This is a genomic window from Bacteroides mediterraneensis, from assembly GCF_025993685.1.
Taxonomy (GTDB): Bacteria; Bacteroidota; Bacteroidia; order Bacteroidales; family Bacteroidaceae; genus Phocaeicola; species Phocaeicola mediterraneensis_A.
On sequence record NZ_DAJPEN010000001.1, the window covers coordinates 3,599,898 to 3,626,426 of the forward strand.

A 26,529-nucleotide genomic window follows, 5' to 3' on the forward strand; every position below is an offset into this window, starting at 1 on the left:
ACGATATGAAAAAGTATTTTTTAGTGAGCATCTTGTTACTGCTCGGTACGATGCTCGGCACAGCCACCGCACAAACTATTACAGGAAAAGTCACCGACCCGTCCAATCAGCCCATTGACGGGGCTACGGTCGTACTCCAGACACTCGATTCAGTATTTGTAGAAGCCACCATCACGAATACCGACGGCACCTTTCTGCTGAATCACCAGCCGACACGCTACCGCCTGCTCTTCCAGCACCTGCTGTATGAAGCCCTGGAAAAAGAGGGAAGTGGAAGAGATGCCGGTACGTTTGTGTTGCAGCCGAAAGACTACGCCCTTCAGGAGGTCGTGGTAAAAGGCGAACGCCCGCTGGTCACTGTGGAAGGCAGCCGTCTGAGCTACGACATGCCGCAGCTGATTTCCCAGCGGTTGGTCACCAATGCTTACGAAGCCCTCAAACAGCTTCCGGGCGTGATTGAACAGAACGACGTACTCACCCTGGCCGGAGCAGGCGGCGTCAGTCTGCTGCTGAACGGCCGTCCCTCGTCCATGACCTACGAACAACTCATCACACTCTTAAAAGGTATGCCGGCCTCGCGCGTGGAAAAAGCGGAAGTGATGTACAGCGCTCCTCCACAGTACCACGTACGCGGGGCCGCCATCAACCTCGTACTGAAAGGATACAAGCCCGGGGAAGGAGGATTACAAGGAGAAATCCGCGGTGAATACAAACAGCAGAAAGAAGCCGGGGGTAACGGAGGGGTCACACTGGCCTATACTTCTCCCAAAGTCGACCTGGATTTCATGTACAACCTTCAAAGCAGCTACACCCGCGGTTACATCGACTTCCTCGCTCATCATACGGTGAAAGGACAGATGTACGACGTGAACCAGGTGACCGAACATACGGGACGCAGCCTGGCACATACTCTACGGGCCGGAGGAACCTACAAGTTCGATGCCGACAACTCCCTCGAATTGTCGTACACCACCCAGTTCAGCCCTAACAGTCAGCACCACAGCCATTCCAGCGGCAGCATCTCCGAATCGTTCAATGATTCCCGCACACACCATCAGATGCACAACGCCGCCTTGAACTACACCTCCGGATTCGGTTTCCGGGCCGGTGCCGACTATACCAATTTCACCTCAACCGATACCCAGAATTTCTTCGACCGAAGCCCGGAAGAAGTGGAAACCCGTTTCGTCAGCCGTTCCGACCAGCACATCGACCGCTGGAAAATCTATGCCGACCAAAGCCATTCACTGCCGCACGACTGGACGCTGAACTACGGGACTTCCTTTTCCTACGTGTACAATCGGAACATACAAGACTATGACTTGCCGGAAATGCAGGGACAGAACCTGTACAACCGCATCCGTGAATATACCTACAACGTCTACGCTGGATTCGACAAGCCGTTCAACTCCCAATGGACGCTGAGTGCTTCTGCCGCACTGGAATACTATCAAATGCAGAACTACCGGAAATGGGCCGTCTACCCCACTCTCCAGTTGAATTACATGCCGTCTGCCTCCCACATTTTCCAGCTGTCCTTCAGTTCCGACAAGACCTACCCCGACTACTGGACACTGAGCGGAGCCACCAGCTATCTGAACGGCTACAACGAGAGTGTAGGGAATCCCTTCCTCCGCCCTTACACTGAATATGATGCCGACCTGACCTACATTCTGAAAAGCAAGTACATCTTTCAGGTAAGCTACAGCTATACACCCGACTATTTCATGCAGACCGTCTACCTGGATTCCGACCGTCTGAAAGCCATCTACAACTGGCAAAACTGGGATTACAGTCAGGAGCTCGCTTTTACTGCCATCCTTCCTTTCAAGGTGGGCAACTGGTGGGACAGCCGCCTCACCCTGCAGGCAAGCTTAAAGCACGACAAGGCCAGCACATACTATGATGCGCCTTTCAACCAACAACAATGGGTGGGAGTAGGGCACTGGACACATACCTTCCAGCTCTGCCGCCAACCCAACCTGAAAATGGAAGTCACCGCTTTCGGACAAACCAAGTCCATACAGGGAAGTTACTACATCCAACCGGTAGCCTTCGTGGATGCAGCCCTGCGCTATACGTTTGCCAAAGACAGGGCTATGCTCCAACTGAAAGGCAGCGACATTTTCAACACGATGAATCCCAAAACCAGAGTCCGGAACGGGGCACAGTATCTCGACATGAACACGAAAAGCTACCTGCAGAGCATCACCCTTTCGTTCAGCTATCGTTTTGGCGGATACAAGAAGAAAGAAGTAAAGAAAGTGGATACCTCCCGGTTCGGAAACTAAAACAGTCTCTTGTCTCACCATAAATATTCAGAAGCAAAACCGACTTTTCTTCTATCATTCTATTTTTTATTTCCGATTTATGTTTAACTTTGTAAACTCTAAACGAAGAAAATTATGAAAAAGTTATTATCGACACTGATGGTGATGGCCTGTCTGGCTCTTGCCATTCCGGCGCAAGCCCAGATAAATTTTGGTGTAAAAGCAGGCCTGAATGTTTCCAAGCTGCATCTTTCCAAGGATATAGTCAGCAAAGATAACAGAGCGGGATTTTTTGTAGGTCCGACTGCAGAATTTACATTGCCAGTTTTAGGACTGGGCATCGACGGTTCTGTATTGTACAACCAGTTCGGCGTGGATTCAGAAGAAGGTACATCCACTAAAAAAAGTATTGAAATCCCGATTAACCTGAAATGGAACATCGGATTCAGCAGCCTGGTAGGAGCATACATAGCAGTAGGTCCGCAATTCGGATTCAACGTGGGTGACCGTTGGTTTAGCAGCATCCAAAACATCTGCGAATTCAAGAAAAACACTACCAGTTTCAATGTAGGTGCAGGATTAAAACTGCTCAGCCACCTGCAGGTAGGTGCCAACTATAATTTTGCCTTGAAAGACAATGGAAAGATACACATGGAAGATTTAGGCGATCTCACCACTATCGGTTTCAAGCAAAACACTTGGCAGGTTTCAGTAGCCTACCTTTTCTAAGTCGCCAAGTATATATTTTAAAACCTCCTTTAAAGCCTGTTCAGAACCGCTTTAAAGGAGGTTTTATTTTGTGAATACACACCCTTATTCGTTATCACAAGGATATGTCACTCCCCACTCTTTGCGAAGTGCATCCATCTGCTGCATGAGGCGAAGCGTCTCTGCATGCGGCATATAGGGAGATTCCAGCCAACCTTTTTCGATGGCTTCCAAAGAAGCATATACCTGATATTCATAACCTGTAATCTGCTGCGGAGCTTCGTACACAGCTACAGTCTGATAGTTGGTATCCAAAATTCGAACCGACTGTGGGTTGTTGATATTCTCCACAATCAGATGACCTTTGTCGCCCGAGATGACTCCCATACGGTCGGTCGCAGCGTGAATCGTGGCCTGCAAAGCCGCCATCTTTCCATCTTGGAACAACAGAGTGATGCTTTCCTGTGCATCAACCCCCGTATTGGTTTTCTGACAAACAGAATATACGGAAGCCACTTCCTTACCGAAATACATGGCGGCAAAGTTGAGCAGATACACTCCCAAGTCCAACAACGCACCTCCCGCCAGCTCCGGACGCAGAATACGTTCTTTCCGATCAATCACATACCCCAAATTAGCCGAAAGCGTATAAGGCGTACCGATAACTCCTTCTTCCAGCAGTTCCCGAATCTTCAGTGAAAGAGGCATGTAGCGGGTCCAGATGGCCTCAGTCAAAAATACCTTCTTATCCTCGGCCAGTTTCAGCAGTTCGGCAGCCTGACGGGCATTGGCGGTGAAAGCCTTTTCACACAACACAGGCTTGCCTTTTTCGATACACATACGGGCATTATCGTAATGCATGGCATGAGGGGTCGCGATGTAAATCAGGTCTACTTCCGGATCGGAGGCCAGTTCTTCATAACTTCCGTAAGCCTTTGAGAACTCCCACTTGTCGGCAAAAGCCTGTGCCTTCTCCAACGTACGCGAAGCCACGGCATACCGTTTCACTCCCTTCATTCCACCAAGGGTGGCCGCCATTTTTGCGGCAATACCGCCACACCCGATAATTCCGATATTATAAATTTTCATCTTCCATTAAATATTAAAAACCATGGCACAAAACTATAAAAGTTTCAGATGGGAACCAGCTATGTGAGGGGCTTTTTATACCTTTGCAGTATGAAAAAGTTCGTAGATGTCATCGTTCCGCTGCCCATTGCCAGCCAATATACTTACTCCCTTCCGGAAAACCTGGAAGAGAATATACAGCCGGGCTGTCGGGTCATTGTGCCCTTCGGACCGAAGAAGTTCTATACAGCCATCGTAACAAAGGTACACGAAACAGCTCCCGAGGCATACGAGACGAAGGATATCTCGGAGATACTCGATTCGCGCCCCGTCTTGTTGGGACGTCAGTTTTCGTTCTGGAAATGGCTGGCCGACTATTATCTCTGTACGCTGGGCGATGTGTACAAGGCAGCTCTGCCTTCGGGCATGAAACTGGAAAGCGAAACACTGGTGGAATACAATCCGGACTTTGTGGCTTCGGAACCACTTCCTCCGCGGGAGCAACGTATTCTGGACTTGCTCAGTGCCGACCCGGAACAATGTGTCACGCAACTGGAGAAGAGCAGTGGGATGAAGAATCTGTTGCCCGTCATCAAATCGCTGCTGGAGAAAGAAGCCATCTGCATCAAAGAAGAAATCAAGCGGAGCTACAAACCACGCACGGAAGTACGGGTCCGCCTGACAGAAGCCCTGCAAAACGAACATCGCCTGCACATCCAGTTTGATTTGTTGGCACGGGCTCCCAAACAGCAGGCCATCCTGATGAAATACCTGGAGCTGTCGGGATGGAATGCCGAAAAGCAAAATATCCGGGAAGTCAGCAAGAAGCAATTGCTGGAAGCATCCGGACAAACCCAGTCCGTTTTCAAGGAACTGGTAAACAAACAAATACTGGAGACTTATCTGTACGAAATCGGCCGACTGACTGGTGGAGAAACCGAAACGTCCCCCGTACATACCCTCAGCCCCGCCCAGCAACGAGCCTTTTATGATGTTCTGACTTGTTTTCAGACCAAGAATGTCTGTCTGCTGCATGGAGTCACAGCCAGTGGCAAGACCGAAATCTATATCCACCTGATAGAGGAAGTGCTGAAAGCCGGCAAGCAGGTACTCTACCTCCTTCCGGAAATTGCCCTCACCACCCAGATTACCGAACGGTTGCGAAGGGTGTTTGGAGCCCGGCTGGGAGTGTATCATTCCAAGTTTCCCGACGCGGAACGAGTGGAAATCTGGCAGAAACAACTCACCGAGCAAGATTACGACGTGATATTGGGGGTCCGTTCGTCCGTATTCCTGCCATTCCGTCGACTGGGCCTGGTCATCGTAGACGAGGAACATGAAACAAGTTACAAACAGCAAGACCCAGCACCGCGGTATCATGCACGGAACGCGGCCATCATGCTGGCTTCCATGTACGGCGCCAAGACGTTGCTGGGTACAGCTACCCCCAGTTTGGAAAGCTATTTTCATGCCCGAAACGGAAAATACGGGCTGGTGGAACTGACGGAACGTCACCAGCAAATTCAGTTGCCACACATCGAACTGGTAGACATCAAGGAACTGGCCCGGAAGAAACGGATGACGGCACAGTTCTCTCCCCTGCTGTTGCAAAAGATACGGGAGGCCTTGGAGCAGAAGGAGCAGGTCATCCTGTTCCAGAACCGACGGGGCTTCGCGCCGATGATTGAATGTCGCACCTGCGGATGGGTTCCCCGTTGCAAGAACTGTGACGTGAGCCTGACCTACCACAAGGTACTCCACCAACTGACATGCCACTATTGCGGCTATACCTACGCCGTACCCACGGCTTGTCCGGCTTGTGGCGGAGTGGAACTGGTGAACCGGGGCTTCGGCACGGAAAAAATTGAAGACGACATCAAACAGATTTTCCCGGAGGCCCGGGTAGCCCGGATGGACCTGGATACCACCCGTACCCGCACAGCCTACGAACGCATCATCAGCGACTTTGAAGAAGGAAAGACAGATATTCTGATTGGCACACAGATGATTTCCAAAGGTCTGGACTTCGACCGGGTGAGTGTGGTGGGTATCCTGAATGCTGACTCGATGATGAACTATCCCGACTTCCGGTCGTACGAACGAGCCTTCCAGCTCATGGCGCAGGTGGCCGGACGGGCCGGACGGAAAAACAAGCAAGGATTGGTAGTGCTCCAGACCAAATCGCCTGAAAACCCACTCATCCATCAGATTATGGCCAACGACTATGCCCGGTTGTACCAAGAGCAGATGGAAGAACGGAGACTGTTCAAATATCCTCCTTTCTACCGTCTGATTTATGTGTACCTGAAGCACCGCAAAGAAGACATTCTGACGCAGGCAGCCGACCTCATGGCCGCCCGTCTGCGCCAAGGCATGGGCGAACGGATACTGGGACCGGACAAACCACCAGTGGCCCGGATACAATCGCTTTTCATCCGGAAAATTGTCATCAAAATAGAACAGGAAGCCTCGCTGAGCAAAGTGCGCCGTTACCTGAACCAGGTGCAACGGAGCCTAATTGAAGACGAGCGTTTCCGTTCGCTCATGGTATATTATGATGTAGACCCTACCTAAACGATATCACAATGAACATAGAATTAGATGTACATACACACACCATCGCCAGCGGACATGCATTCAGCAGCCTGCAGGAAATGGCACGGGCAGCCGCCGACAAGGGACTGAAGTTGCTCGGCATCACGGAACATACACCGGGCATCCCCGGAAGCTGCCACCTGATTTACTTCCGCAACCTGCACGTGGTGCCGCGTCGGATGTACGGCATCGAACTCCTGCTCGGGGCGGAAATCAACATCCTCGATACAGAAGGTACCCTCGACTTGGACGAGTTTCACATGAACCTGCTGGACCTACGGATTGCGGGGATTCACTCTTTATGCTACACACCGGGCACTCCCGAAGAGAATACCCACGGCATGATCAAGGCCATTGAAAATCCGTACACGCACATCATCAGCCATCCGGGTGACGGAACCGCCAAACTGATTTTCGAACCGATTGTACAGGCAGCCAAGGCAAATCACACGCTGCTGGAAATCAACAACAGCTCCCTGAAGCCCTGCCGCAAAAAAGTGGAGGCACGTCCCAACAACCTGGAGATACTCCGTCTCTGCAAGCAATACGAGGTGCCGGTCATCCTGGGAAGTGACGCCCACATCTCGTTCGACATCGCCACCTACGACCATGCCCTGGAACTGGTCAAGGAAACAGAATTTCCGGAAAGCCTCATCCTGAACACCGATGTGGCCCGTTTTAAACAGTATTTACACCTCGACAAATGAAAAAACAACGTATACTTTTTGTCTGTCTCGGCAACATCTGCCGTTCCTCTTCTGCCGAAGAAATCATGCGTACCTTGGTACGCCGTGCAGGAAAAGAAAAAGAGTTTGAGATTGATTCCGCAGGCATCATCGGCTTTCACGAAGGAGAATTGCCGGATGCACGCATGCGGGCACATGCCATCCGCAGAGGCTATGAGCTGACGCACCGTTCACGCCCGGTCCGTACGGAAGATTTCTATCGCTTCGATTGGATTCTGGGAATGGACGACCGCAACATCGATGCCCTCCGCGAGAAAGCACCCGATGTGGAAAGCGAACAGAAAATCCATCGTATGACGGAGTTCTGCCGTACCAAGGTCATCGACCATGTACCCGACCCTTACTACGGAGGGGCACAGGGTTTTGAAAATGTGCTCGATATTCTGGAAGATGCCTGCCAAGGATTGCTGGAGCGTTTAATGAAGACTCCTGAAGACAAAGAAACCGCTGAAAAATAACTTGAATCACTTACCTAAACAAAAAATACCATGAATCAAACCATTGCGCCTTTTGCCCGCCCGCTGTATGTGATGACCAAACCCGTCGGAGCGGTCTGCAACCTGGCATGCGACTATTGTTACTACCTGGAAAAAGCGAACTTGTATAAAGACATCTCCAAACACGTGATGAGCGACGAACTGCTGGAAAAGTTCATCCGTGAATACATCGGCTCCCAGACCATGCCGCAGGTACTCTTTACCTGGCACGGAGGAGAAACGCTGATGCGCCCGCTCAGTTTCTACAAACGGGTGATGGAACTGCAACAGAAGTATGCCGGCGGACACACCATCGACAACTGCATACAGACCAACGGTACGTTGCTGAACGATGAATGGTGCGAGTTTTTCCGGAAGCACAACTGGCTGGTAGGCGTATCGATTGACGGTCCACAGGAGTTCCACGACGAATACCGCAAGAACCGGCAGGGACGCCCGTCGTTTACCAAAGTAATGCAGGGCATCCAGCTGCTGAAAAATCATGGTGTGGAATGGAATGCCCTAGCTGTAGTCAACGACTTCAATGCCGACTATCCGCTGGATTTCTATCATTTCTTCAAGGAGATTGACTGCCGCTACATTCAGTTTACTCCGATTGTGGAACGTATCAGTCCCCATGCCGACGGACGCCACCTGGCCAGTCCGCTGCAAGAAGGAGAGAAGCTGGCCGACTTTTCCGTATCACCGGAACAATGGGGAAACTTCCTCTGTACCCTGTTCGATGAATGGGTACGTGAAGACGTAGGCAAATTCTTCATCCAGCTGTTTGACTCTACCCTGGCCAACTGGGTAGGTGTGCAACCGGGTATCTGCACCATGGCTAAGACCTGCGGGCATGCCGGCGTCATGGAATTCAACGGTGATGTGTATTCCTGCGACCACTTTGTCTTTCCGGAATACAAACTGGGCAACATAAACGAGAAAACACTGGTGGAAATGATGTACAGCGACCGCCAGCTCCAGTTCGGACAGATGAAACAGGATGCCCTGCCCCGCCAGTGCAAGGAATGTGAGTTCCTTTTTGCCTGCAACGGTGAGTGCCCGAAAAACCGATTCACCCATACCGCCGACGGCGAGCCGGGACTGAACTATCTGTGCAAGGGATACCATCAGTTCTTCCAACACGTAGCCCCCTACATGGACTATATGAAAAAAGAACTGCTGGCCGAACGCCCGCCAGCCAATATCATGGAAGCCATCAAAAAGGGAGAGCTGTAACAGCCCTCCCTTTTTTCATATACTGCCTGACAAATTGCATTACCCGTTCTTCAGTAACACATTCTGAATGGCATCCTTCAGGTTCTTCTTCGGCAATGCCCCTTGTGCCATCTGCGGAGTACCCGTCATCGGCACAAACAGCAGTGAAGGTACGCTCCGGATACCGAACAGGGCTGCCAGTTCTTCCTCTTCATCTACATTCACCTTATAGATATCCACTTGTCCGGCATATTCATCAGCCAGCTCGTCGAGCACTGGGGCCAGCATCTTGCAAGGGCCACACCAAGTAGCATAAAAATCAATCAGCGCCGGACGGCTGCCGAGGAACTTCCATTCGTTCGGACTTGTTTCATAGTTGGCTACTTTCGTCAAAAAATCTGCTTTGTTCAAATGTACTGCACTCATATTCTTCTGTTTTTAGATTTTACACTGTGACATTTATCTCTGTTATTTATTCTCTGCCCGATAAGGTTTCACGAAACCCTTATACAAAGCCTTGTTTCCGGTAGAAGAGGCGCATCCTCCTGCCCCACAGCAGGACCAGTTGACCACAGCCATCAGCATCAACAACCCGCCCAATATGATCATCAGAGAGTCTGAGGCGTAGATGCCATACCCTGCAAACACCGCTCCGGCCAGAAGGCGTATCACCCGAAACACATCCCAATTGCGAAATAATCTTTTCATTGTCAACACTTTTTTCTTGGTTTCTGAGACAAAAGTACGAGGAAACCGCTAACCGCACAACAGATTTTTCCTATCTTTGTATTGATAAAATCTATTGAACCATGACCTTGCAACAGATGGAATACATCGTGGCCCTCGACAAATACCGCCACTTCGTACTTGCCGCCGAAGCCTGTGGGGTGACACAGCCCACCCTCAGCGCAATGATTCAAAAACTGGAAGAGGAACTCGACGTCAAGATTTTCAACCGTGACCGGAAGAATATCTCCCCCACCCGCATCGGAGAAAAGATTATCCGGCAGGCACAGATGGCCTTGAACGAGACCCAGCGCATCAAAGAGGTAGTAGCCGACGAAACCGACCGTATGAACGGCAGCCTGCGCATCGGTGTATTGCCCACGGTTGCCCCCTACCTCGTACCCGATTTCATCTATCATTTCCGAAAAGCCTATCCCCATGTCAGCCTCTTTATCGACGAAAGAGAAAAAGAAGCCTTACTGCAAGGTCTGAAATACGGCAACCTGGACATGGCCCTCAGCACCTCCCCGGAAGAAGCGGACGCTCGTATTCTGGAAATACCAGTCTATACCGAAAAGTTTGTAGCCTACCTTTCTGAACAATGCGACCAGGCCAAAAATTGCCTTACCAACGGTACTTTGCCTCCAGAACAAATGTGGATATTGAAAGAAGGACACTGCATGCCCCACAGTGGTATGAACTTCTGCCAGAACAAAGACATCGGCAATCACATCTACGAGGCCGGCAGTATTGAAACGCTGATCAAAATCGTAGACCGCAACGGAGGATACACCATCATTCCCGAGCTCCACCTCCAATCGCTTACAGAGAAGCAACGAAACCATATCCTGCCGCTTCAGTTCAATCCACCCGCCCAACGCCGCATTTCCATCCTGATAAAAGACGATTTTATCCGCGAACGGATGGTCAACGCCGTACTGGATACCTTGAAAATTCTCATTCCCCCGACCATGCTGGAAAAGCGGCTTGCCGCCCATACCATCAAGTTGCGGCATACTCCCAACTCTTCCCAGCCGAAATAGAGAATAAAAAAGAACTGCAAGCCCCGGATTGCTCCAAAGACCTGCAGTTACTAACCAAGAAAAGAGTGTTATTTGTGATAGAATTTCCGCATAGGATAAATCCCTATCGGATAATTTGTCTTGTTTTCAATCTTCCGCACCAGCGAAGGAGCACTTCCGCTGCAATCGTACACCAGCAGGTAGTTCTTGTCGGGCTTTACATCCTCCCTATACACGTTGGATACCGCCACATACACATACTGGTTAGTAGGGTCGGCAATCACGTTGCAGTTCAAATACTTCCCGTCGGGCGCATCTTTCAGCACATCGATAAACGCTTCACTCTTCCAAGTTTTCAATGACAATCGTTTCACCGTAGTGCTTCCAGCTGCATAATACAGGTAATCTCCAGCCCGCGTAACCCCGGAAGTATTGAAGAACTCCGCAGAAATATCCTCTGAAATCTTTTTGGTCTTGGTAACCTTCCACTCATCCAGGTTGACAAACTGAAGATAGCTTTTCTTCTCACCCCCTCTGCCACAAGTCGCCAACACAATTTCCCGTTCACCTGTCTGAAACAGTCCACTGATAAACTCTCCTTTCAAATCGGGCAACACCCGGCTCACCTTGTTCACTCCTTTTGAGATTTCCAGCAGACGGGTAGACTCCCAGAAACCGCCTCCCCCGCAATACAGACAATCGCCTACCTGGAGAATACCACGAGTACTGGCAACCTTTTCAACAGTGTTTCCCTGATTTCCGAAATGAAATGCTCCTTCCACCACATTCACTTCGCCAGTCGTACTGTCAAAGCGAAAGAATCCCTGCCCTTCCGAGAAAAAAATATTTTTTTCATCCAATACCGCAATATTTTCAAAAGGGATAGACAAACTGATTAACTCATCCTCGTCTTTACTTCCTTCCGGACGCTTGAACTTCAGGTCATCCAGTTTGTAAGCTTTCTCACGTTTCAAAGTCACGGCATCTGCCACAACCAGCACTCCGTCGCCTTCTTCTCCATTCGGAGCATACATCCCGTCACTAAGAATATAAAGTTTGCCATTGTACATCCACATATCCTGCACCTCGTTTCCCAAAGCCGTCCCGTTCACCTTACGGTACACACCTTCTTCCACCGTACCATCGGGAGCCAGGTAAGTAATGGAACTGTTTTCAATGGCACGTGCCCCTTGATTCAAAATCAGAACTCCGTCCGGACGGGCATATCCTTCCAAATACACGGTTTCTCCAGAAGACTCTCCTGAGCCAGAAGGAGTTTCTTCCGTGCCATCCGAGGGTGTTTCGGCTGGCGGTTGTTCCAAATTCTTGTCCTTTACACAGCCAGCAAGCATACCTACTCCCAAGCAAGCCACCCATACGATATAAAAAAATCTTTTCTTCATCCTTCCAATCATTTAATCAGTTGTTATTCGGTGCGAAAAAGAAACCTGCCGGAAAGTGTGTATAGTTCTCATACTTGGCTACCGGAGTTTCCGTACTGGCATCAAAATCAAACTCCCAGATTTGATTCGTAGTGAACTGGGCATACCCTTTGATGGTATTGATAAACACATGTCCCGTCACAGGATGTACCGCCATACCGTTATACAGCAGACCGGCGTTGTCGTCGATATCGTTCAGCTCACAAAGCAGTTTTTCTGCCTCCAGTCCCGAAGCAGAATCCAACTCCTTGTTGTCATCAAATGTCATCCGGTAAATGGTCGTATTCTTGCCATCCACATAATAAAAATCTTTCCCCTTTACTGCAAAAGCCACACCCGATGAGCCAACAAAAGGAGTCACATTAATCTGACGCTGGATAATGGCCTTCGAAGCCAGATTAAATTTACCAATCGCTTTCTTTCCGTTTCCCGTAGACATCAGCCAGAGGTCTCCGTCATCAGCTGCCTTGATACCCAGCACCGTATTGATGGGGCAGGATAGCTTAAATGGAAAACGGATGCTCTTGGCCTGGTCACTCTCCGGAGATATTTCCAGAATTCCGCCTACCAAACCTGTCTTATATGTGTAAACCTTTCCGTTCATCACCACAAACTGGCTTTTCGGAGCCTTTTCTGTTCCACTCACCAGTTTCAATTCCTTGGTCTGAAGATTCAAACGATAGATGCCCACATTGTCGCGCAGATACACATGTGCCTCATCCAGCACGGCAATGTGCGTGGGCCAGTCAAGCCCCGGCAAATCCGTCTTGCTCAATGCCATTTCCTTTTTCAACGTCTTGGCATTCATTACAATCAGCATCCCGTCGTTCACGAATTTGGTACCTACCGGATTCTGGTCGCCGTTCTGCGTAATGACATAAATCTTACCGTTGTAAAAAGCCATATCCTGCGCCACATTTCCCAGCTCCGTACCGTTGACCGCCTTATATGCATCCCCTATCACATAACCTTCGGGCGTGATGTAAGTGAGCGAACCGTTTTCAGTCGTCATGTTTCCTTCATTCAGCACAAAGATTCCTTTCGGGTCGGTAAATGAATTCAGGCAATAGAACTCCACTGCCTTCGTCACCTCCTTGGTGTCCTCACCCACCGCCTTCAGCGTGATTTTCGCTTTCTGTACCGCCTCCGCCGAAGCCTTTACCATGACCGTACCCGCTTTCTCATCCAAGTCGGCCGTCCAACCTGAAGGCACATCAGCCACACTCACCGATTTTACATGCTCTGCCGCATATTCCAGTTTGAACACCGAGTCTGGAGCCAACATCACCGGATATACACTGTCCAGCTTGGTTTTCAGTTCAAAAGAAACAGGCTGCCCTGCAGGAGGAGGGTTATCCCCATTTCCAATGCCTTTCTCTTTACTACAACTACCAGCCAGCAAAGCCACAACAAGCAAAAGTGCGGCACTGGCGTTCTTCACATTAAACAAATCCTTTAATTTCATGTTACTTTTGGTTTAAAAAATGTATGTTAAGTTGGTTAGTTTTTCAGCAGATGCAAGTCTTCCACCCCCATCACTTCCGTGGAACACTCTCCCAGCCAGCCGTTCACCTGATGCACTCCGGTATAAATTTTCACGAAATCCACGCCCGGCAGATGCACCGCCTTCCCGTGGGCATCCACTGCCCAGTCGATGTCGATGCAGGCTCCCTCCGTATCGTTCACGGCATTGTCGGCATAACCGTAGGCAAAACTGAACAGCACGAAATAAGGAGCTTCTTCCGTTCCGTGGTTCAGTCCGTTCTGCGGCAGACGGGTTCCTTTGAACGTCAGCTTGTCCGACTGAATCCACTGCGGGAAATACGGTTGGCGATGGTATTCGTTCTTGGGCAGATACCCCTCTCCCCCTTTGTTATCTGTCCAGCGGATGTATTGCGCCTCCTCTTCCTGCGTCTTCGGCTCCGCTTTCGGCTTATAGTACGTAATCTCGTAATCGGAATAGCAATGCAGGTCGTTCCCTACCGCCTTCGCTTCGGCATACCAAGGTTCCACCTCTCCTTTCTGGGCGCTGCCCTGAATCTCGTACCACTCGTCGGCATCCGGTTTGCCGTTGCCATTCTTGTCGTAGGCCACCAGAATCACGCCGGGTTCATAACTTCCTCCTTGCGCCGTACCGCTGGTAGCCGCCGAAGAATTGCCGTTGAAGGCATTGCCCAACACCCGAAAGTCCCGGCTGTCCGGCTTGTTCTCGATGGTATGGTCGAAACCGACCACCACATAACCGCCGAAACCTCCCAGCGAAACCAGTCCCCGCTTGTTGTACCCGATAAGTTCCAGCACTTTCTGGTTCATGGTTTCCTGCGTGTCGCCCTCCTTAAATTCCGGCAACACATTGACAAACTGCCCCGGACAGGGCACAAACTCCAGTACCTTCGTAATGTAGGGAGTAGCCGGCACTTCCGGCTCTTTTTCCACCGGGTCTTCTTTCTCGCTGCGACAGGCAGATAAAAGGCCCCCGCATAACAGTACCATCCACAGAAGACGGCCTGCCAGACAAATGATTTTTTTCTTCATATATTATTTATAATTATTACAAGATTCTTTTTCCACTTCCTAATAGAAGTCGGCCGAGGTAAAGGCAAAATGCGCCGGAATATCCCCGGTACGCACCTTCCATTTCAGCTTTCCTTCGGGAGAGAAACAATACAAATAACCGGGAGTCACGTAGTTGGTGGCATCCGACACGAAAATCTCCTTGGTTTCCGGATTCACCCCAAGCCCGTAAGGAATGCTGATATCCTTCTCCGTGCCGTCCGTGATGAAATTCCGGGGAAGAATCTCCCGTTTTCGGGTGTCGTACAACGTGTACCGGATTTCATTTTTTCCCGACACATAGCTCCATTCCACACTAATCAGGTACAGTTCGTCGCCGTCCATGCACATCTCGCTGGCAGCCACTCCCAACCGGCCAACCACCCGCTGTGCCTCCGGGTCGATGACAAACACGTCCGACTTCGTGCCGTAATAGTCCCCACGGGAACTGACGTAAATCAGTCCGTCGGGCGCCAGCTCCATCCGATGCAGGTTGATGGCCACATCAATGGTATTCACCACCTCGAACGTACCCAAATCGACCACCGACACCGTACGGTCGTAATTAGGGAAACGGTAACCTCCCGAATTGGCCACATACAGCAGCCCGTCCTTGATAACCATCTCCTCCGGCTGGTAGCCCACCACCACCTCCCGGGTGATTTGCAAGGTATTCACATCAAACTCCACAATCTTTCCCGGACGGGCATTGGGGTCAATCTGCACCGGACCGGCATACGAACTCACGTAAGCCTTGTCGCCCGCAAAAACGATGTAGCGGCAGTTGGTGACATTCACACTACCGATATGCTGTGCCGTACGCACATCCATCACCTCCACATAATGCGAACAGTTGATGACCGCATACAGCCGGTTGCCATACACCTGCAGGTCGTTGCCCACATCACCCAGTTCCTTCACTACCTCCGGATTCCGCTCCGGATAAATATTGCGGGTGTAAAAACCGCTCCGGAAATCCAGAAAGTCGAGGGTACACTTGTTGCTTCCCATGTTGCCCTCGTTCAGGACAAACATTCCCTTTATCTCATGCGGACTGCCCGGACGACTGACGGCCTCACTTTCCGAACGAAGCACTGGAAGGTCTTCCCGGCAAGCCGACCACAGGAACAGACAAACCGTCACCCACAGATATCTTAAAAATCTACGTCTCATAAGTCTCAAAAGCTATATTGCACGATACACTTGAAATTGATTCCCGGCATGGGATAACACGTCACCACCTCATACTGCTGGTTGAACAGATTATTCACTTCCAGCGTCATCTTCAGCTCACCCGGCCCCCAGTCCAGCCGGCGGGCCACCGAGAAGTCACTCGTGTACCACGGCTGCTGGTAATTGACCGGGATATTGGCTTGCGAGGTATATCGCTCGCCGGTATAAATAAAGCTATAGTTGGTTTCCCATTTTTTCCAGTTGAAGTTGAGCACTGCCGAACCGCTGTGCCAGGGGATATACGGAATCTGTCCCCCGTAAAACTCTGCCGTAGGGTCGGTAAAATCCTGTGCCTTCTGGTAGGTGTAGTTCACCCGGGCCGTCAGTATCGTATGCTTGCCATACTGCCATACACTCTGCAACGCCGCATCCACGCCCCGGATTTCCACCCGTCCCAGATTGACCATCGTCCAGCGGAAGAAGTTGGAAGTCGGGGTAGCCACAATCTTGTTCTCCACCTCATTGTAGTACGCATCCACCTGCAGTTCCAGGTGACGCAGCCAGCTGCCGGTCCACGACTTGCCGTAAGTGAACCCCACATTAAACTGGTCCGTAAACTCCGGCTTCAAATCCACGTTGCCGATAAAGGTATAATACAAATCATTCAGCGTAGGCATCCGGAAAATCCGCTTATAAAAGGCCCGCAAGTGAAAATCTTCCTTCTGAAAAGGCCGATACGAAGCAATCACTGCCGGTGTCCACTCCCGCTTATGCGGAGCCGCCCTTCCGGAGCCTTCCACCCGCTCCTGCACGAACGTGCCCAACAGACTACCCTGCAGCTTGAATCCGCGATAATCCAAAGCCGTAGCCACTGACACCATTTCCGTATGCCGGCGAGGATAGGCAAAGTCCGTCAGGTCGGCATTCAGCAGATTGAACTGGTAATCTGCCGACAGACTGACCTCCCAGAAAGGAGTCAGCGTCCAGCGGTTAGCCAGAGAAGCATACACTTCCTGCTGGTAATAATGATTGTTGGTGTACATCAGCGACTCGTCCTTGTGCGGATCGGCCAGGTAATGCAGGTAATCATACGCATATTTCACGTGCGCCATCAGACTGTACCAGTCGGCCACATCCTTCTTGAACGCCCCCTGCGTAAAGAAATTCGTATCCCACTGCCGGTCCTCGTGCGAGAACTTGTTGCGCACAATCGCTCCCGGGTATCCCCGTTCCGAACGATACAAGTACGACTTCGCCCGCCAATAACCCCGCGGCAGTTTTCCATAAAAGCCCCCTTCCATCCGCAACGCATTCACATCACCGTTCTGCCGCACGGCAGTGGTATCATACCCGTCCTGCTTGCGGTAGGAGAACTTATATTTTCCCGTGGTGTACAAGTATTCCGCACTCCACGACGTGCTCACCTTCTCCGTCAGCTTCCGTTCCCACAGCAGGGAAGGATTGGCCAGCCCGAACGAACCCGTCTTGAAAGTCGCCTTGACATGCTGCAATTCTTTTCCGGAAAACACAGGCACCCGGGACTGCAAATAAATGGAACCTGCCGAACCGAAATCCTTGGCCGGCTGGAAAATGGCACTCTTCTGTCCGTTGTACAAGGTGACAGACTCCATATTGTCGAGCGAGAAACGTCCCAAATCGACCGTCCCGTTCTGGGCATTCCCCAGCTCCACGCCGTCGTAGAACACCCCCACATGGTTCGTGCCCATGCTCCGGATATTGACCGTCTTCAGACCGCCCACACCGCCATAATCCTTTATCTGCAAACCCGAGAAATACCTCAGGGCATCTGCCACGCTGTGCGACGACAGCCGACTGAGCTGTTCACCCGCCAGTTGCTGCACGGGTATCACTTCCTTGGGCAACGCACGTACCGTGACCACCACTTCGTCCAAATGCTGCAAACTGTCGAGCCTGCTCTGCGAACGAAGGGGCACAGCACTCCCTAGGCATAGGATACCCCCCAGCATGACAGACAGAAACTTCCGTCTACCCATACTTTTTCCGTACTAATTGAAAATCCAAATCGTTTTAACCACCTAATCCCACGAGTGTGGTTAACATGTATGATGGCAGGTCTTCTGACTTACTCCCCTCCTGGAGCCTTCCCGATTGTGTTCAGTCATCAGTGGCATGAGTCTTTTCCAGCAGGTTGAATGGAGCTTACAGCAGCGGGACTGTTCAGGACTTGCACCTGATTCCCTTTTCATCCGAGGGCCTGAACAGACACTCGGAACCATTCCGATGCAAAGGTAATACAATTTGACAAATTTTTCTTATAAAACGGACAAAATATTTTATCTTGTTAAAAAAATCCTCTTATGTTGCCCATTTATTTCATTATTCGTAATTTTGCGAACAGCAAACAAAGCAAAAGCCTATGACTGCTAAAAAATACACAGAGGAACAAGAACGGATAGCCCGGTTTGCCAAGGCCATGGGCCATCCTGCCCGCATGGCCATCCTGCAATTCCTGCTACAACAGGAAAGCTGTTTCTTCGGCGACATCCACGATGAACTGCCGATAGCCAAAGCTACGGTTTCGCAACATCTGAAGGAACTGAAAGAAGCCGGACTGATTCAGGGAGAAATTGAGCCGCCCAAGGTGAAGTATTGCATCCACAAGGAAAACTGGGCACTGGCCCAGAAGATGTTTGCCGACTTCTTTGGACAGCCTGTTTGCAAGAAAAAGGGCTGCTGCAAATAAGCAGGCTCTTTTTTGTCCTAATCGTTCGTTGTTTTACGAAAGACTAACATAAATAAAAAAGAAACATGAAAAGAATGCTATTTTTACTCGCCACCTGCCTTCTGCTCTCCTCTTGTGGAATGAATTCCCGGAATGAGACCACGGCACAAACGGAAACACAGACTGAAACCATCAAAGACGGAGTGGAAGTGCTCTATTTCCATGGGAAACAACGATGCGCCACGTGCATCGCCATCGAAAAGAACACCCGAGCTGTAACAGACAGCCTGCAGACCGTCTCTTCAGACCACACCGGACTGACTTTCCGCATCATCGATATCTCCAAAGCTGAAAACGAGGAGCTGGCCCGAAAATATGAAGTCACCTGGTCGTCCCTGTTCCTTGTACGCCACAAGAACGGACAAGAAACCGCCGAGAACCTGACCGAATTTGCCTTTAAAAATGCCCGGAAATCACCCGAGACTTTCCAGGCCGGACTGGCAAGGAAAATCCACGAAATGCAGCAATAAATCATGGAATGGCTACAAACCCTGCTCGACAACAGTTCCATCCCCGTCCTGACGGCTTTCCTGCTGGGACTGCTCACGGCCCTTTCGCCCTGCCCGCTGGCCACTAACATTGCCGCCATCGGATTTATCGGAAAAGACATCGAAAACCGCCGGCGCATCTTCCGCAACGGCCTGCTCTATACCCTCGGACGAATCGTAGCCTACACGCTACTGGGCATCATTCTCCTGCTGATTCTGCGAGAAGGTTCCAGCCTGTTCGGCATCCAGCAAGCCATCGGTATGTATGGAGGGCTGCTCATCGGTCCAGCACTCCTGCTCATCGGCCTGTTCATGCTGTGGGGAGACAAACTCAACCTGCCGCAGTTCGGTTTCCAGGGAAACGCCGAAGGACTGGCACGGAAAGGAGGATGGGGCGCACTGCTCATCGGCATCCTCTTTGCCTTGGCCTTCTGCCCCACCAGCGGTGTGTTCTACTTCGGCGTGCTGATTCCTCTGTCGGCAGCTACCACCGCCGGATATTTGCTTCCCGCCGTATTTGCAGTAGCCACTGCCCTACCGGTTCTTCTGGCAGCTTGGATACTGGCCTTCAGCGCACAGCAGCTGGGAAACGTCTACGGGAAAATACAAACCCTGCAAAAATGGCTCTACCGCATTGTCGGGGCCATTTTCATCCTCATCGGAATTTATTATTGTTATCTCATGTATGTTTAACTTAAGCATAAAAAGACCATTATGGAAATTAAAGTTTTAGGACCAGGCTGTGCCAAATGCAAAGCCACCTATCAGGTAATCGAAAAAGTCATCCGGGAAAATCACCTCGACGTAAAACTGACAAAAGTAGACGACATCATGGAAATGGTGAGCTATCACCTCATGACCACTCCGGCGGTAGTGATAGACGAGACCGTGAAAATCAAAGGCCGGGTACCGTCGGAAAAAGAAGTCAAGGAACTGTTGGGCATCGCCTAAGAGAAAACACGAAAATCTCCTGGCGAAGAAAGGATTCTTTCACCGCATTTTCTACGTTCCCCTATAGAGAAACGTACGTTTTCCAGTCGGGAAACATACGTTTCCCTTGGCGGAAACGTATGTTTTCGGGACAGGAAACGTAAAAACGTACTGTAAGTTCTGCCAAATACATTCCAGCGTTTCCAGAAACTATCCGAGACTTCCGCTTTCCTCGTTTTTATCCACATTCATTTGTTATTTGTACACACTATGATACAGAAATTTGCTGACTGGCTGGTTTACGGGCTGTTCGGACTGAGTGCCGATACCCCATTGGGTACCGCCGTAAACTTCTTCTTCTACGATACCCTGAAAATTCTGATACTGCTGTTCTTCATCAACGTCCTGATGGGCATCGTCAATGCGTATTTCCCTATTGAACGGCTGCGCAACTATCTGGTTACCCACAAAATGTATGGCCTGCAATATCTGCTGGCCGCCCTTTTCGGAGCCATCACCCCCTTCTGCTCGTGTTCCTCCATCCCGCTGTTCATCGGTTTTGTGAAAGGAGGCATCCCGCTGGGAGTCACTTTCGCCTTTCTGATTACCTCCCCGCTGGTGAATGAAGTGGCCGTAGCCATGTTCCTCGGCTCCTTCGGCTTGAAAGTCACCCTTATCTACGTGCTGAGCGGCATCCTGCTGGGCGTTATCGGCGGCTTCGCACTGGGACGGATGAAACTGTCGCCTTACCTCAGCGACTGGGTACGTCAGATTCAGGCTACTTCTTCTGCCCAAGCCGATGAATGGGAAAAAGACCAGACCACCTTCTTCAAACGCCTTCCCAGCATCACCCGTGAAGCCTGGAAAATAGTCAGTGGCGTGCTGGTATATATTCTGATTGGAATCGGTATCGGGGCTTTCATGCACGGTTTTATACCCGAGGGCTTTTTCGAGCAATACATGTCGAAAGACAACTGGCTGGCTGTTCCCCTTTCCGTCATTCTGGCCGTTCCGATGTATGCCAATGCGGCAGGCATCGTACCTGTCATTGAGGTCTTCGTAGCCAAAGGCATCCCCATGGGCACCGCCATTGCCTTCATGATGGCCGTAGTAGGGCTCTCCTTGCCCGAAGCCACCCTGCTCAAAAAGGTCATGACCTGGAAACTGATTGGCATCTTTTTCGGCACAGTCGCCTTCTTCATCATCCTCTCCGGATATTTGTTCAATCTGATTTTATAACCCTTTATTCTATGTATATCGTATGAGAATCCTGATTCTTTGCACTGGAAACAGTTGCCGTAGCCAAATGGCTCACGGCTTCCTGCAATCGCTCGACCCCAAACTGGAAGTCTATTCCGGCGGTACGGAACCTGCCACACAAGTCAATCCCCTGGCCATAAAGGTCATGAAAGAAGTGGGTATCGACCTTTGCAGTCACATACCCACCCACGTCAATACCTACCTCGGCCAGGAATGGGACTATGTCATCACCGTATGTGGAGGTGCCCGCGACACCTGTCCCACATTCGCCGGGAAAGTGAGAAAACGGCTGCACATCGGTTTCGATGACCCGTCGCATGCCACCGGTACACCAGCCTTCATCGAATCTGAGTTCCGCCGTGTCCGCGATGAAATTAAAGAGGCCTTCACCCGGTTTTATCTCACGGAAATCAAAAACTCCGCCATACACGCCTAAAATAGGAACAACGAAACTATTAAAACCACACTGCCCCCTTAAACTCAATGAATGAGAAGGGGGCAATAACCTGCATTATCTCTAATACTCCCCCTCTGTCCATAAATTTATTCCACAAGTGTCAACATAAGTACCTACAAAGGTTTAATTTATATAGACTATTTTTGAAATAGAAGTGAACGATTCTGAAAATAAACTGACAACATATTTGGGAAGAACTTATTGTTTAATCTAATCTTAATTCATTCCGTTATGAAAATAATCTATACGATTATCCTTACATTACTATTTGCAGGAACAAAAATATCCGCACAAACGAACGATTTATTTGAAATCTGGAAAACAAGTGCTACTAAAATCAGTTACAGCAAAAACGGCCAAGTACAAGAAATGAAGTCTGGAGGATTTGCCAAGAAACTAAAAAAGGCAAATCAATCTACAATAGAAAATTATTATACCCAATATTGGAACTCTGGATTAGATGCCGTACGCAACCAGAATCTGGAACAGGCCATTACTGAGCTAAAGTTCTGCCAAGAGCTCCAATCATCTAATCCAGACCGCAGATTCTCGACGGCACGCATGTTAGCCTCTATTTATGGAGAACTTCTCCAACTATCTGATATGTATGAACAAATACAAATCATGAAAGCCACAGGAACATCCACAGAACAACTTAGTCAAATAGAAGAACTTATCGCAGCATACAAAGAGAGAAAAGAACACGCCCGCCTCAGCAACGAGCTGGAAGGGGTATGGGTATCAAGCATACATGACGAGAAAAGAATATTTCCTAAAGTGATACTTCGTTTTACAAAACATAAGGGCATGTTTAACGACCATTCCTGTGCGATGGATAACGACTGTGAAATCTATAATACAGACTATAGCTACAACACGTCATTAAATTCATCACAAGTTCTCCGCTTCAAGGAAGATTCTATCCGAATAGGATTTGTTACCCAGGAACTAAAAATCGGTTCTGCGGCGACAGGAGAGATGTTTATAAAATTGGGAGAAGAAGTCAATGCACAAATAAGTGGTGCACTGGCAGCAAAACAAGATGTAAGCGCAGGGACTCAAATCGCTATTCGCCTAGGAGGTACAGCGTTTGGTCTCTTAATGAATCTCAGCGCATTAGAGGCCGCAAAGTCCCAAAACACCATTCATATCATCGATTTCAAATTACAAAAAGACATCCATAAATATGGTCTCTTAAAAGGAGAAATGAAAATAATCTCTACCAAGGTCTGTTCAAAAGACAGCACCCAAAGTTCAGAAAAAGTATATCCTTTATCTTTCTACAAATTATATCCTGATGAAGACATATCCTTCATCAAAAAACAAAAAATCATTATGTATGAACAGCCTGTAAATAAAACTGTATATGAGAACAGCCAGTTATACAAAGAACGTAAAAAAAGGCTGGGCAAACGAATTGCATGTTTCATTTGTATGCCTTACGGTTGGATTGTAAACAACATAATGAACAGAATGTGGAAATCTAAATTTAATCTGAGAAATTACGACCTCTTGTTACAACGTTATGAAAATACTGAACCTCAAGAATAAATCTGACATGAAGAAAACAAATATTATTTTATTATTCTTTACAACAATTACATTGTGGTGTAATGCGCAAGGAAGCTGGGAAAACTATTATTCCAACACGATGAACAATGCTACTCAAGCAGGAAAAATAATGGATGTACTCGAAAGTATGGCAGAAAAAGAAAATATCTCCGACAGGAACGAACGATATTATAATGAGATACAGAGAAAAGGATTGGATATGGACGGAAGTATAAAAGCCTTACATGATCTTAACATAAGAATTCCAACAATCCCTACGCAGCACCCCCCGACAGAAAAAGCTTCTGTAAGAGTGATACGCTCAGGAGGCATACAAATGGTAGATGACAATGAGGCCCGAACACGTAGAACACACGTGAAACAACAACAACGGCTACGAGGAAATCGGGTACAGATACACCAAAAGCCCAATAAACCGAACCGAGTTCAAACAACAAGACGCAACGCGTATGAAGACCAACACCGAGATGCTCGCATCCAACAAGCCGTAAATGCAACACGCAACGCGGCAAGAAAAGCCAATGCCCAAGTACGCAAACGAATATACCAGATGGAGAGTCAAAAAGAATACATAATGAACAGCCAAAATATAGAGACATCAATAGAACGACAATTTTCCGGGTGGTATGATGACCACCATACCAATGAAACCAATACGGAAAAAAATATTCATTCCTCCAATTTAACCCAGATAGCAAATGAAATACAAGGTATAGATATCAATAAATCCTTTCTCAGTATCAACCTACGCAAAGGTTGGAAATATGACAGTCCGGACATTTGCAATCTAGACGAAGAAATGAAAGCGAAAGAACATAATTTCAGAATAATGATTGAACAAGGTAGGATAGATGCAATTCTAGAACGAATGAATACTCCATCCTACAAACAACAATTACATAAATTATGCAACAAAGTCAGAGCAGAATGGTCTGATTTTACTGCCGCACATCCAGAAATAAAATCCATAGGCAGCCAAGTCGAAATAACCACCAATAAAATCACAGATGCTTTTACCAACATAACATCTACACAGCCTCAACGTATAATCAATAAGGGCAAATCAAAAGCTGAGTCCTTGCTCGCACAGGCTACAGGTTTAAGTTCAGTGAGAAATACAGCTAATAAAATAGCCCCAAACAGCCAATTCATGGAGAAATACTACATAAATTATATGACAAATTTGAAACCTCTTATAATTAACAGCATTAATAACCCCAATACTCCACCTGAAGAGATTGATGAATTCTTGAAAAGGCAAAAAGAAAAAGTGGATGATCATGTGTCCAAACAATTAAGTCAGGAATTTGACAGTCCATGGGAGTCAAACAACACGCCACAGGGAAGATATATGAAACTAAAAACTGACCAATTAAGGTATAATACATGGAAAATGTTCCTAAAGTAATATGATAAAACTTCACTACCTCCTATACATTGTATTTCTTATCATATCCAACTTGTCTTTTAATGCAGGCGCACAAGAAATAAAAACATCGAATATCTTCTGGAAAAACCCGATGGAGAAAATCTTATGTCGGAATGATTTGAACGGGAACTTACTGGTTGTAAAAGAGCATCGGGCATTTATTTTCAATGCACAAGATTCCTTAATATTTTACAGCAATATCGGCATTAATGCAGATGACGTGCAACCGGCATGGCAAGGGTATATTTTAACGTCAGACAGCATTGTCTATCTGACAGACGAAATGTTTCATCGTAAGAAACTATTTTATACCCCGTCCTATCCAATACATATCTCCGTCAACAGTAACATGGATATAGCTTATTTTACCGACAAAGATACCACCTTGTATGTATATTCCGTAAAAGAACAGCAGATAAAATCATCCTATCATCTTGAATCAGCCATTACCCATGTGTGCCTGATAGAAAATCTCATTTTTGTATCAGACCAGCACAACTTATACCTCCTGAATGACAAAAGAATAAAAAGACTCTACCACTCAGAAGTCCCCATTACCTCCTTTGCGTTAAGTGATTCTGATTACATATTCATTGCTACACAAGAAGAACTGCTCTCACTTTCCGCAAAAGGCGAACTGAACTCATTGGCAACAACTAATTCTATACAAAGGTTGGACTATATACAACATACCTTATTTTGCACACTGAAAAATCAAACTGTTATCCAAATCCAATTCACTCCCACTCTTCAAACGCCATGAAAAAACTCTTTGTGATATTAACTTTATACTTCTTTTGCCGACCAACCATAGCACAAAAGGATATAACCGTCATTTCCACCCATGACGAGTTAGAATTATCACCGACTTCTATCTTATTAATTCCCGGGAATGGCATCTACCTGCTGATGGATAGCGTATTATATAATCTGGAAACGGAAGACTTAAAAGAATACCAATGGGCCGATGGCCTCACAGCTGATCAAGCTGTTTATACTTCAGACAATCGGATACTGATCAAAAATAAAGAAAAAATACAGTATGTACATAATGGAACCACCCACCCTCTATATCAGTTTGACACCACCGACTTTATTCTTTATCCCGGATGCTCCAATAAATTTTACATCGTATACGAAAACGATGAGTATAATGTAGTGGCTATGCTCACCTATAAAGATAAAAAAATCAAGCAACTACTCAAAACTAAAGAACCTGTCTTTGACATCCATGAATATGGTGACCATCTTTACCTAGCCATAGGAAGCCAGATATATCAAATTCAGGATGGAAAACCTACCCTTTTATTACAAGAATTCAGAAACATTCAGTCATTCATTTTTCTAAATGAAAACATTCTTTATGCTACTGAAGAAGATGTTATACTTAAATGTCCAGATAAAGAATACACCATTTTTTCCATTGGAGCAAAAAAGATATGGAAAGACCTGAAACTATTATATCTCTTATTAACAAATGGAGACCTCATCAGATTAAACAACGAGAAATGACAATTTGTCGGAAAATTAGACATTCTGTCTTACATTATATAGTACAAGACTGACAATTTGTTGCTATTTTCTAAAAGCATACAGAATTCATAACTCCCAACGAATGAAGGGAATGTATAT

The 26,529-nt window shown here is 48.1% G+C and carries 25 protein-coding genes and 1 riboswitch; of the genes, 17 read left to right on the top strand and 8 right to left on the bottom strand.

Annotated elements, in window-relative coordinates; translation table 11 throughout:
• The first annotated feature begins 5 nt into the window (after positions 1-5).
• Entirely contained in the window at positions 6-2,291 is a 2,286-nt protein-coding gene (locus OIM59_RS15350) for an outer membrane beta-barrel family protein (protein ID WP_303897595.1), read from the top strand.
• Positions 2,292-2,405: 114 nt separating this feature from the next.
• Positions 2,406-2,999 (top strand): porin family protein, encoded by a 594-nt coding sequence (locus tag OIM59_RS15355; protein WP_299167715.1) that lies wholly within the window; start codon positions 2,406-2,408, stop codon positions 2,997-2,999.
• 84 nt (positions 3,000-3,083) lie between these two features.
• Here the strand turns inward: OIM59_RS15355 and OIM59_RS15360 are convergent, their stop codons facing one another.
• Positions 3,084-4,067 carry a Gfo/Idh/MocA family protein gene (locus tag OIM59_RS15360; protein WP_299167717.1) on the bottom strand — a complete coding sequence of 328 codons (984 nt, stop codon included), beginning with the start codon at positions 4,065-4,067 and terminating at the stop codon, positions 3,084-3,086.
• 90 nt (positions 4,068-4,157) lie between these two features.
• Between OIM59_RS15360 and priA the strand changes: the two genes are divergently transcribed.
• From priA to OIM59_RS15380, 4 genes are read left to right on the top strand one after another with little or no spacing between them, the layout of a single operon-like run.
• Positions 4,158-6,620, top strand: a complete 2,463-nt coding sequence (priA, locus tag OIM59_RS15365) for a primosomal protein N' (protein WP_299167719.1) — start codon at positions 4,158-4,160, stop codon at positions 6,618-6,620.
• Positions 6,621-6,631: 11 nt separating this feature from the next.
• Entirely contained in the window at positions 6,632-7,348 is a 717-nt protein-coding gene (locus OIM59_RS15370) for a phosphatase (RefSeq protein ID WP_299167722.1), read from the top strand.
• Entirely contained in the window at positions 7,345-7,845 is a 501-nt protein-coding gene (locus OIM59_RS15375) for a low molecular weight protein-tyrosine-phosphatase (protein WP_299167725.1), read from the top strand. The genes OIM59_RS15370 and OIM59_RS15375 overlap by 4 nt, the downstream gene beginning before the upstream one ends.
• 30 nt (positions 7,846-7,875) lie before the next feature.
• On the top strand, positions 7,876-9,102 hold the full coding sequence (locus OIM59_RS15380) for an anaerobic sulfatase-maturation protein (protein WP_303897602.1): 1,227 nt from the start codon (positions 7,876-7,878) through the stop codon (positions 9,100-9,102).
• A 39-nt stretch (positions 9,103-9,141) separates the two neighbouring features.
• Here OIM59_RS15380 and trxA read toward each other — a convergent pair whose 3' ends face one another.
• Complete coding sequence (gene trxA, locus OIM59_RS15385) at positions 9,142-9,507, bottom strand: thioredoxin (RefSeq protein WP_299167729.1); 366 nt, start codon at positions 9,505-9,507, stop codon at positions 9,142-9,144.
• 42 nt (positions 9,508-9,549) lie between these two features.
• On the bottom strand, positions 9,550-9,789 hold the full coding sequence (locus tag OIM59_RS15390; RefSeq protein WP_299167731.1) for a hypothetical protein: 240 nt from the start codon (positions 9,787-9,789) through the stop codon (positions 9,550-9,552).
• A gap of 101 nt (positions 9,790-9,890) precedes the next feature.
• On the opposite strand from OIM59_RS15390, the gene OIM59_RS15395 reads away from it, so the two are divergent.
• On the top strand, positions 9,891-10,850 hold the full coding sequence (locus OIM59_RS15395; protein ID WP_303897607.1) for a LysR substrate-binding domain-containing protein: 960 nt from the start codon (positions 9,891-9,893) through the stop codon (positions 10,848-10,850).
• 68 nt (positions 10,851-10,918) lie between these two features.
• Here OIM59_RS15395 and OIM59_RS15400 read toward each other — a convergent pair whose 3' ends face one another.
• Genes OIM59_RS15400 through OIM59_RS15420 form a run of 5 tightly spaced genes read right to left on the bottom strand, consistent with a single transcriptional unit; the run spans position 10,919 to position 17,985 of the window.
• Positions 10,919-12,232 carry a DUF5074 domain-containing protein gene (locus OIM59_RS15400; RefSeq protein WP_303897609.1) on the bottom strand — a complete coding sequence of 438 codons (1,314 nt, stop codon included), beginning with the start codon at positions 12,230-12,232 and terminating at the stop codon, positions 10,919-10,921.
• A 16-nt stretch (positions 12,233-12,248) separates the two neighbouring features.
• Positions 12,249-13,736, bottom strand: coding sequence for a DUF5074 domain-containing protein (locus OIM59_RS15405; protein ID WP_303897611.1), 1,488 nt, complete (start codon positions 13,734-13,736; stop codon positions 12,249-12,251).
• Between the two features lie 35 nt (positions 13,737-13,771).
• Positions 13,772-14,806 (bottom strand): PKD domain-containing protein, encoded by a 1,035-nt coding sequence (locus tag OIM59_RS15410; RefSeq protein ID WP_299167740.1) that lies wholly within the window; start codon positions 14,804-14,806, stop codon positions 13,772-13,774.
• A gap of 39 nt (positions 14,807-14,845) precedes the next feature.
• A complete protein-coding gene (locus OIM59_RS15415) occupies positions 14,846-15,997 on the bottom strand; it encodes a YncE family protein (RefSeq protein WP_299167742.1) in 1,152 nt (383 codons plus the stop codon).
• Between the two features lie 5 nt (positions 15,998-16,002).
• Positions 16,003-17,985, bottom strand: a complete 1,983-nt coding sequence (locus tag OIM59_RS15420; protein ID WP_303898263.1) for a TonB-dependent receptor — start codon at positions 17,983-17,985, stop codon at positions 16,003-16,005.
• 83 nt (positions 17,986-18,068) lie between these two features.
• Positions 18,069-18,271: riboswitch (cobalamin riboswitch) on the bottom strand.
• A gap of 124 nt (positions 18,272-18,395) precedes the next feature.
• On the opposite strand from OIM59_RS15420, the gene OIM59_RS15425 reads away from it, so the two are divergent.
• From OIM59_RS15425 to OIM59_RS15470, 10 genes are all read left to right on the top strand, one after another.
• Positions 18,396-18,722, top strand: coding sequence for a helix-turn-helix transcriptional regulator (locus tag OIM59_RS15425; RefSeq protein WP_299167744.1), 327 nt, complete (start codon positions 18,396-18,398; stop codon positions 18,720-18,722).
• Between the two features lie 65 nt (positions 18,723-18,787).
• Positions 18,788-19,231, top strand: coding sequence for a nitrophenyl compound nitroreductase subunit ArsF family protein (locus tag OIM59_RS15430; protein ID WP_299167746.1), 444 nt, complete (start codon positions 18,788-18,790; stop codon positions 19,229-19,231).
• Between the two features lie 3 nt (positions 19,232-19,234).
• Positions 19,235-19,942, top strand: coding sequence for an aromatic aminobenezylarsenical efflux permease ArsG family transporter (locus OIM59_RS15435; protein WP_299167748.1), 708 nt, complete (start codon positions 19,235-19,237; stop codon positions 19,940-19,942).
• A gap of 21 nt (positions 19,943-19,963) precedes the next feature.
• Complete coding sequence (locus tag OIM59_RS15440) at positions 19,964-20,200, top strand: thioredoxin family protein (protein WP_299167750.1); 237 nt, start codon at positions 19,964-19,966, stop codon at positions 20,198-20,200.
• Positions 20,201-20,449: 249 nt separating this feature from the next.
• Positions 20,450-21,418, top strand: a complete 969-nt coding sequence (locus OIM59_RS15445) for a permease (RefSeq protein WP_299167752.1) — start codon at positions 20,450-20,452, stop codon at positions 21,416-21,418.
• A gap of 22 nt (positions 21,419-21,440) precedes the next feature.
• Positions 21,441-21,875 carry an arsenate reductase ArsC gene (locus OIM59_RS15450; RefSeq protein ID WP_299167754.1) on the top strand — a complete coding sequence of 145 codons (435 nt, stop codon included), beginning with the start codon at positions 21,441-21,443 and terminating at the stop codon, positions 21,873-21,875.
• Positions 21,876-22,127: 252 nt separating this feature from the next.
• Positions 22,128-23,447, top strand: a complete 1,320-nt coding sequence (locus OIM59_RS15455) for a hypothetical protein (protein ID WP_303897620.1) — start codon at positions 22,128-22,130, stop codon at positions 23,445-23,447.
• 7 nt (positions 23,448-23,454) lie between these two features.
• Positions 23,455-24,876: a hypothetical protein gene (locus OIM59_RS15460; protein ID WP_299167759.1), complete on the top strand. Its 1,422-nt coding sequence runs from the start codon at positions 23,455-23,457 to the stop codon at positions 24,874-24,876.
• Position 24,877: 1 nt separating this feature from the next.
• Entirely contained in the window at positions 24,878-25,660 is a 783-nt protein-coding gene (locus tag OIM59_RS15465; protein ID WP_299167761.1) for a hypothetical protein, read from the top strand.
• Positions 25,657-26,409 carry a hypothetical protein gene (locus OIM59_RS15470; RefSeq protein ID WP_299167762.1) on the top strand — a complete coding sequence of 251 codons (753 nt, stop codon included), beginning with the start codon at positions 25,657-25,659 and terminating at the stop codon, positions 26,407-26,409. Before OIM59_RS15465 ends, OIM59_RS15470 begins: the two co-directional genes overlap by 4 nt.
• Positions 26,410-26,529: the final 120 nt, after the last annotated feature.

Bases quoted from the DNA above. Each gene is read 5' to 3' on its own strand.
- OIM59_RS15395 (WP_303897607.1), top strand. From the start codon at position 9,891: ATGACCTTGCAACAGATGGAATACATCGTGGCCCTCGACAAATACCGC.
- OIM59_RS15390 (WP_299167731.1), bottom strand. From the start codon at position 9,789: ATGAAAAGATTATTTCGCAATTGGGATGTGTTTCGGGTGATACGCCTT.
- OIM59_RS15415 (WP_299167742.1), bottom strand. From the start codon at position 15,997: ATGAGACGTAGATTTTTAAGATATCTGTGGGTGACGGTTTGTCTGTTC.
- OIM59_RS15460 (WP_299167759.1), top strand. From the start codon at position 23,455: ATGAAGAAAACAAATATTATTTTATTATTCTTTACAACAATTACATTG.
- priA (WP_299167719.1), top strand. From the start codon at position 4,158: ATGAAAAAGTTCGTAGATGTCATCGTTCCGCTGCCCATTGCCAGCCAA.
- OIM59_RS15405 (WP_303897611.1), bottom strand. From the start codon at position 13,736: ATGAAATTAAAGGATTTGTTTAATGTGAAGAACGCCAGTGCCGCACTT.
- OIM59_RS15450 (WP_299167754.1), top strand. From the start codon at position 21,441: ATGAGAATCCTGATTCTTTGCACTGGAAACAGTTGCCGTAGCCAAATG.
- OIM59_RS15360 (WP_299167717.1), bottom strand. From the start codon at position 4,067: ATGAAAATTTATAATATCGGAATTATCGGGTGTGGCGGTATTGCCGCA.
- OIM59_RS15465 (WP_299167761.1), top strand. From the start codon at position 24,878: ATGATAAAACTTCACTACCTCCTATACATTGTATTTCTTATCATATCC.
- OIM59_RS15430 (WP_299167746.1), top strand. From the start codon at position 18,788: ATGAAAAGAATGCTATTTTTACTCGCCACCTGCCTTCTGCTCTCCTCT.
- OIM59_RS15355 (WP_299167715.1), top strand. From the start codon at position 2,406: ATGAAAAAGTTATTATCGACACTGATGGTGATGGCCTGTCTGGCTCTT.
- OIM59_RS15455 (WP_303897620.1), top strand. From the start codon at position 22,128: ATGAAAATAATCTATACGATTATCCTTACATTACTATTTGCAGGAACA.
- OIM59_RS15380 (WP_303897602.1), top strand. From the start codon at position 7,876: ATGAATCAAACCATTGCGCCTTTTGCCCGCCCGCTGTATGTGATGACC.
- OIM59_RS15470 (WP_299167762.1), top strand. From the start codon at position 25,657: ATGAAAAAACTCTTTGTGATATTAACTTTATACTTCTTTTGCCGACCA.
- OIM59_RS15435 (WP_299167748.1), top strand. From the start codon at position 19,235: ATGGAATGGCTACAAACCCTGCTCGACAACAGTTCCATCCCCGTCCTG.
- OIM59_RS15425 (WP_299167744.1), top strand. From the start codon at position 18,396: ATGACTGCTAAAAAATACACAGAGGAACAAGAACGGATAGCCCGGTTT.
- OIM59_RS15400 (WP_303897609.1), bottom strand. From the start codon at position 12,232: ATGAAGAAAAGATTTTTTTATATCGTATGGGTGGCTTGCTTGGGAGTA.
- OIM59_RS15370 (WP_299167722.1), top strand. From the start codon at position 6,632: ATGAACATAGAATTAGATGTACATACACACACCATCGCCAGCGGACAT.
- OIM59_RS15420 (WP_303898263.1), bottom strand. From the start codon at position 17,985: ATGCTGGGGGGTATCCTATGCCTAGGGAGTGCTGTGCCCCTTCGTTCG.
- OIM59_RS15445 (WP_299167752.1), top strand. From the start codon at position 20,450: ATGATACAGAAATTTGCTGACTGGCTGGTTTACGGGCTGTTCGGACTG.
- OIM59_RS15375 (WP_299167725.1), top strand. From the start codon at position 7,345: ATGAAAAAACAACGTATACTTTTTGTCTGTCTCGGCAACATCTGCCGT.
- OIM59_RS15350 (WP_303897595.1), top strand. From the start codon at position 6: ATGAAAAAGTATTTTTTAGTGAGCATCTTGTTACTGCTCGGTACGATG.
- trxA (WP_299167729.1), bottom strand. From the start codon at position 9,507: ATGAGTGCAGTACATTTGAACAAAGCAGATTTTTTGACGAAAGTAGCC.
- OIM59_RS15440 (WP_299167750.1), top strand. From the start codon at position 19,964: ATGGAAATTAAAGTTTTAGGACCAGGCTGTGCCAAATGCAAAGCCACC.
- OIM59_RS15410 (WP_299167740.1), bottom strand. From the start codon at position 14,806: ATGAAGAAAAAAATCATTTGTCTGGCAGGCCGTCTTCTGTGGATGGTA.